Consider the following 5544-nt stretch of genomic DNA (forward strand, 5'->3'; position numbering starts at 1 on the left):
ACACGGGCCCATTGGTCATCTGTAAAAACTTGAAAACGCGACACCCTCCAAGTTAATCAACCAACGACCAACCTATTTGGGAGACACGCCCTAGGGCCGCGTACTGCATCCCGCACAGTGGGGGACGTGCCCGGGCAGCTTGGCCCCACTCTCCCGATGTGTCGTCATTGGTTGAAAAGAACCTGACTACGGCGGGCAGCAACTCGGCAACGCTACATCTTGGACCATAGGGAACTTGCCTGATAGCCGGCTACTGCTCGCGGGCATAAAAAATGAAGTGGCCAACCCATTGGGGGACGGTTGACCACTTCAAATACAACTTTACAGCGACATTCTGAGCGTTAGCATGGCACCAGCTCGGCGGCACCTAGGGGCACTTCATGGCGACCTGCTTAACGATCAACTCTTATGCTCAACAAGCGGTAACCCTCTGCCAGTGTGCGGCGCATGGCGTCCACGCCCGCTTGATAGTTGGCGGCATCCACTTCAGTCTGCTCAATGGTGCCGCTCTCAATATGTTCTATCATTCCGATGATCTTCACCGCATGATTCTAAGCGGATCATGCGTTTGAACATGCTGTGGACTGCTGTGGATATTTAGGACAGTGGGCCCTCTTAAACTGGGGGTTCTACTGAAAGAGAGACCAGCAGCAGGCTGGGGGACGCATGGTGTAGGACAAGGTGACCGAGCTCGTGAGTGACAGTAAATCGTTGGCGATCACCCGGAACGACGTGCTCCTGATTCAGGGAAGACCTACTTATGCGAAGTACTGGCACATCGTCCACTCGCATCGACATGCGAGGTGGCGGCCGAGTTCACTATCCATAGGAAGAACAAGGCAGCCAAGCCGCTCTGCAGATCGAATTGTGTTGTTGACGATTGCATGTCCTGACAGCCCTGCAAGGGCTCTGATTTCGGAAGCAAACTGTTCGATGGCATCGTCGTCGTCTAAATCCTCATCAAAATAAAGGAGTGAATCCGGGACGCGCTTGAGCGAAAGATCTTCTATCGCCTCAACGGCAGTGATGACGTCTGAAGACAGCGTGTCATCGAGCTTTTTCGACGCATCAGCGTGGGCACGCAGCAACGGGCGAGTAGTGACAGGTTCAGCCCGGCTACGAAGGAGGTAGGCTTCTGTGACACCGAGGGTGTGTGCAAGCAGCTAAATGTGAGCAGAGGGAAGAGGCAGGGCCCCGGTCTCGATCATCGACATGGTGCCGGATGCAATTCCAATGCGATCCGCTAGTTCAACTTGACCCAAACTAGATGCCAAACGCAACCGTCGGATTCGATCTCCAGCCGGGGAGGCGGTTGTTTGCATTACGGGGCCGCCGGGACCGCAGATCTCCTCAGCGGCGCGGCGGGCACCAATCCACCGCCGCATCGGAAGTTCCCAGCGGGTCAGAGCGCCACACTCAAGGAGAGGGCTAAACACGCAGTCCAGTTCCGCTACTACCCGGACTCCATCATCCCCAGACCCCTTATTCTTGCCCCAACCAGCACGCATGCGCTGTAATGGGACTAACACCGCACTGGCACGCACCGCGCCGTCGCCCCTGCACCCGAGGAAGGACCTTCGCTTTGACTGAATCCACCAATAAGCCCATGTCCAAAATGCTTTCGCGACGCGCGGCACTGACCGCGGGCAGCGCTACGGCCTTGGCGGGCGTGGCCGGCCTGCTCGGCGCGCCCGCCGCTAACGCCCAGTCGCCCAGCGTATACCCCAAGCTGAAAATCGGCATGGACCACAAGGCGGTTGCGATGTTGGCAGATCTTCTAGTCTTCCTGCGCCTGCCCTCAGGCCTAACAACTCGGGGCCGCAACTACTTTTCCCAGGCCATGAAGGTGTCAGTCCTGAAACACCAGAATCGCAACTACCTGACCCCTGACGGCGTCGTCGGCCCGAAGACGTGGGCGTCCATGCTGGCGTCGGCCGCCAACCTTCGCTGGGGCGTTGCCACCGTGCGTCGCGGGTCCCGAACCCAGTCGGTGGTCTTCTTACAGCGAGCCCTGGTTGCCCGCCAGCGCCGGTCCCTCGTGACCGATAGTGTGTTCGGTGGCGCCACTGAGTCGCGTGTCAGGGAGTTCCAGCGCAGCTGTGGGCTCGTGGCGGACGGTGTTGTCGGTTTCCGGACCTGGGCCGCACTGCGCTACGGTGACTGATCCCGGCGCCGCCCACTCTCCGTGGCCTGGGAGGTGGGGTTTTCAACGCTGAATGTCGCATTTTTTAGAGCGATTTAGGAGCAATGCCGTTTACTTTGTGGGTTTGCGTATTTTCTTGAGTGGCCAGTTGGACATTTTGCGTTTGATGACGCGTTGGACGGTGCGTTCTCGTCGGGGTGGCAGGAGTGCGTGGAGGATTTCTTGGCAGAAGGTGATGAAAGCTTCAGCTAGGGCGTCACTGCGGCCTTGCTCCGCGATGATCTCGCAGATGGAAAACAAACGCCGTAAAGACTTTGGTGGGCAGCGCTGGGGCTGCGGTCACTTTGAGTTCATCTGGGCATACTTACCGCTGCCGTTCAGCGCTGCGTACAGCGTCTGCCGCGAGGCGCCAAGATCCCGGGCTACTTTGGCTTTGGGTACGCCTTGGGAAATCCGCGTCCGGGCCAGTTGAATCTGCTCCGAAGTAAGCTTCGGGACCCGGTCGTAGACGCCGTTCCTCTTAGCGATGGCAATGCCCTCGGCCTGACGCTCACGGATGGTCTTGCGCTCCAACTGTGCGATGGCTGCCAGGACCGTGAGCATGAACTCCCCTTGGGGCGTGTCAGTATTCAATGCCGGGTTGTCGATGAACTCCAACGCGACGCCCTTGGCTTTGAGTTGCTCAACAAGAGCCAGAAGATCCGTCGTGGACCGTGCCAGCCGATCAGGGGACTTCACGCGAACCGTATCCCCGTCACGGACATAGATAAGCATCTCCTGGAGCTCGGCTCTATCGGCCGTGTTTTTGCCACTGACCTTTTCGGAGAACAGCCTATCCACAGGACCGAGCGCCTCGAGCTGGCGGGCCTCGTTCTGGTCAGCGGTGCTCACCCGTACGTAGCCAACCACTTGCCCTTTGTGTCCAGCCATCCCTAAAAGCCTCCGTCAGTTATGTATAACCATAGCCGACATAGACCCTGATTGACACTAATTTAGAAGATGTCTGACCTGTTCGCTCGGGTACACCCCAATGGACAACTCGTGCCTACAAAGAACGACTTGCGTAGTCGCCATAATCGTAGACAACATCGACAATGCCGTCCGCGGTGCTCAGCAGTACCGGGTATTCTTGCTGTTTCAGCTCCACGAAGGATGCTTGGCTGCTGTGAGCCAAGATTTGATTCGAATAGGGCTAGTTGTTCTTTGGTGTTCCCATCTGAGTTACGCGCTCCCGGATGGTCGATAGAGGCTCGTTCAGCTGGCCCTCCAGTCCGGTCAAATACGCGTAGGACTCGGTAGCCAGTAACACCATGCTGGGCAACATAGCATCGAAATGGGCACGCGGGCCAGGTTTCATCTGTAGGTGCGAGACAGGATGATCCGAACCTTGGTCGAAGCTGACGTAAGCCGAAGCGCTGGCCATCGTTGCGTGAGACTCCTGTGTTTCCGTAAGCCAGTTTTGGTAGAGGATCCAATAATCGCCAGGAAGGTCACCCATGAGTGACTTGAGGTCCTTAAAAGAAAGCTTTTCGAATTCTAGATCCGTCTCAGACTGGAGCATCTCGATGATTCCGGGGGCACCATCGGGAAGGGGTATGCCAACCTCCGCAGCGCGCTTGATGTTGCTTAAACTCCATTTGCGATGATTCAAGCCGGCTTCAACGAACACACCGGGTTTGAGGGTTGTAGCCCAGTGCATTCGGATAACATGCTCAAACACCGAGCGACGCAACGGGGCAGCTTCGACGTCATAGCCACTAATTTCCAAGATCCGGATGGCTTCAGATGTACGAACCACACGCATCAGCCATCCCCAAGCCAAGCCTATGGCGCGGACCTCGGCCTGGTCATTTCGATTCCACTCAGAGATAGGCCGAGGTGGCACCGCTGGAGACTGTTCGATCAGAGCTCTCAGGTCAGCCAATATCCGGTCTCCGTCGTCGCTTGACTTCCTTAAAGTGGTCATGTTTCAAGACTGATCCAAAATTTCATCAACCGCGAATCCTGACACGCCGGGGCAGGAATCCCTTCGTACAGCACTGAGAATAATTCCATCAGCGAAAGAACCGTGATGGCAGTGACGTGGCTCTGACAGACTCGCTTCTCAGGATGCCTACACCACGTTGAATGTGCCTTCTGCTAGGCCGATACAGTTAACCCATGACGGACGAAGAGCCTTGGTACGCCCAGTTGCGCAGACAGTGGAAACCCGACCGCGTGAAGTTGTTGATGATCGCGGAGAGTGCCCCGGCCGACGGCGGGGACATCTCGCGCCGCAGGTTCTTCTATGCTGCAGACCGGCTTGGTCCAGACAACCTATTTCGTGGTGTGGTTGAAGCGATGTACGGAACCTCGAAGGTGGACCTACAGCTAACCGGGAAGCATCCCTGGCTGGAACGTCTCCGCGATGACGGCTTTTTCCTCATCGATCTCGCCCCATATCCTGTCAATGCCCTCGGCGCTGCCGAGCGTCGGCGAATCCTGCACGAAGCCGTTCCGGGATGCGTTGCGCGCGCATCGGCCCTTGATCCCATGGGCGTCATCGTGGCGAAAGTAGATCTCTATGAGATGCTTGCTCAACCACTTGACTCCGCAGGCCTTCTGCTCCTGCATGACCGTCCAATCATGTTTCCCCTCGGCAACACGCGGGCCAATTTCGTCGCCGCGTTCAACCAAGCCCGATCACGGCTTCCCGCATAGCATTCCTGTGACTGTTAGCCGAGAATGGCGGTTAAGGGGCGGCTCAAAGTCGCGGTTTGCCATTACTTTAGAGCAGGCAAGCGACGGCGGGTAATCCCCCAAGGTTGAACTAATCTTCCGAATACTTGGATCTTTGGCCGGCGGGTCAGTGCCGAGCTAGGTCGGCTTATGTTTCCGGCGCTGTTCATTGTTACCCCGAGCCTCGGGGACGGCAGATGAAGTGACGTAGTGTGTGGGTGTGCCTTATCTTCCAGTGACATTTCCTCAGGGTGCCAGCATTGCTACGTGGCGGGATTTCCCGCGTTTATTGAGGATCGCCGGCGCGGCTCAAATGCTCGCCACATGGCGCCAGAAGTCACTCAGGTATCTTTTCCTGGGTTTGGCGGTCGTGATCATTTTTGAGGGCTGGGTGTTTGCGTCCCTAACGGGGATTCCTTTAATCACGGTGGTTATCCCCGTACTGCTGGTCCTGGCCACAGCAGGGTTCATGGTGCTACACACGGCGTATCGGCTCGTGGATCGACGGCGGTTTGTTTTGTTATCAGAAACCGGCGGTGCCAGTCTTGACGCGAGGTTCAGCACCAACTCGTTCATTACCCCCAGCAATCTGAACCGTCCCGGATTTGATGCCGCTGTCTTTTTTGAGAAAGATGGCAATCATGCCCAAGAGATACCCAACCGAAGTTCGTGATCGTGCCGTG

The 5544-nt window shown here is 56.9% G+C and carries 9 protein-coding genes; 3 read left to right on the forward strand and 6 right to left on the reverse strand.

The genetic code is table 11. The features are described 5' to 3' along the window. Positions 1-392: 392 nt before the first annotated feature. The 4 genes from ACFUCV_RS14750 to ACFUCV_RS14765 form a co-directional block, all read right to left on the reverse strand. Positions 393-542 (reverse strand): hypothetical protein, encoded by a 150-nt coding sequence (locus ACFUCV_RS14750; RefSeq protein ID WP_380817065.1) that lies wholly within the window; start codon positions 540-542, stop codon positions 393-395. Positions 543-615: 73 nt separating this feature from the next. Continuing rightward, complete coding sequence (locus tag ACFUCV_RS14755) at positions 616-798, reverse strand: ImmA/IrrE family metallo-endopeptidase (protein WP_380817067.1); 183 nt, start codon at positions 796-798, stop codon at positions 616-618. Next, positions 759-1088, reverse strand: a complete 330-nt coding sequence (locus ACFUCV_RS14760) for a hypothetical protein (RefSeq protein ID WP_380817079.1) — start codon at positions 1086-1088, stop codon at positions 759-761. Before ACFUCV_RS14760 ends, ACFUCV_RS14755 begins: the two co-directional genes overlap by 40 nt. 75 nt (positions 1089-1163) lie before the next feature. Further along, complete coding sequence (locus ACFUCV_RS14765; RefSeq protein WP_380817069.1) at positions 1164-1508, reverse strand: helix-turn-helix domain-containing protein; 345 nt, start codon at positions 1506-1508, stop codon at positions 1164-1166. Positions 1509-1582: 74 nt separating this feature from the next. On the opposite strand from ACFUCV_RS14765, the gene ACFUCV_RS14770 reads away from it, so the two are divergent. Beyond that, positions 1583-2164: a peptidoglycan-binding protein gene (locus ACFUCV_RS14770; protein WP_380817070.1), complete on the forward strand. Its 582-nt coding sequence runs from the start codon at positions 1583-1585 to the stop codon at positions 2162-2164. A 318-nt stretch (positions 2165-2482) separates the two neighbouring features. Here ACFUCV_RS14770 and ACFUCV_RS14775 read toward each other — a convergent pair whose 3' ends face one another. After that, positions 2483-3073 carry a recombinase family protein gene (locus ACFUCV_RS14775; RefSeq protein WP_380817072.1) on the reverse strand — a complete coding sequence of 197 codons (591 nt, stop codon included), beginning with the start codon at positions 3071-3073 and terminating at the stop codon, positions 2483-2485. 262 nt (positions 3074-3335) lie between these two features. Further along, entirely contained in the window at positions 3336-4109 is a 774-nt protein-coding gene (locus tag ACFUCV_RS14780) for a hypothetical protein (RefSeq protein WP_380817074.1), read from the reverse strand. 194 nt (positions 4110-4303) lie between these two features. On the opposite strand from ACFUCV_RS14780, the gene ACFUCV_RS14785 reads away from it, so the two are divergent. Further along, positions 4304-4843 carry a hypothetical protein gene (locus ACFUCV_RS14785; RefSeq protein ID WP_380817075.1) on the forward strand — a complete coding sequence of 180 codons (540 nt, stop codon included), beginning with the start codon at positions 4304-4306 and terminating at the stop codon, positions 4841-4843. Positions 4844-5081: 238 nt separating this feature from the next. Next, complete coding sequence (locus ACFUCV_RS14790) at positions 5082-5534, forward strand: hypothetical protein (RefSeq protein WP_380817077.1); 453 nt, start codon at positions 5082-5084, stop codon at positions 5532-5534. The last annotated feature ends 10 nt before the right edge of the window (positions 5535-5544 follow it).

Origin of the sequence: Specibacter sp. NPDC057265 (assembly GCF_042668835.1) — a bacterium.
Classification (GTDB): domain Bacteria; phylum Actinomycetota; class Actinomycetes; order Actinomycetales; family Micrococcaceae; genus Specibacter.

Coding starts and splice junctions, on each gene's coding strand:
- ACFUCV_RS14755 (WP_380817067.1), bottom strand. CDS start 798: ATGTCGATGCGAGTGGACGATGTGCCAGTACTTCGCATAAGTAGGTCT.
- ACFUCV_RS14765 (WP_380817069.1), bottom strand. CDS start 1,508: ATGCGTGCTGGTTGGGGCAAGAATAAGGGGTCTGGGGATGATGGAGTC.
- ACFUCV_RS14775 (WP_380817072.1), bottom strand. CDS start 3,073: ATGGCTGGACACAAAGGGCAAGTGGTTGGCTACGTACGGGTGAGCACC.
- ACFUCV_RS14780 (WP_380817074.1), bottom strand. CDS start 4,109: ATGACCACTTTAAGGAAGTCAAGCGACGACGGAGACCGGATATTGGCT.
- ACFUCV_RS14785 (WP_380817075.1), top strand. CDS start 4,304: ATGACGGACGAAGAGCCTTGGTACGCCCAGTTGCGCAGACAGTGGAAA.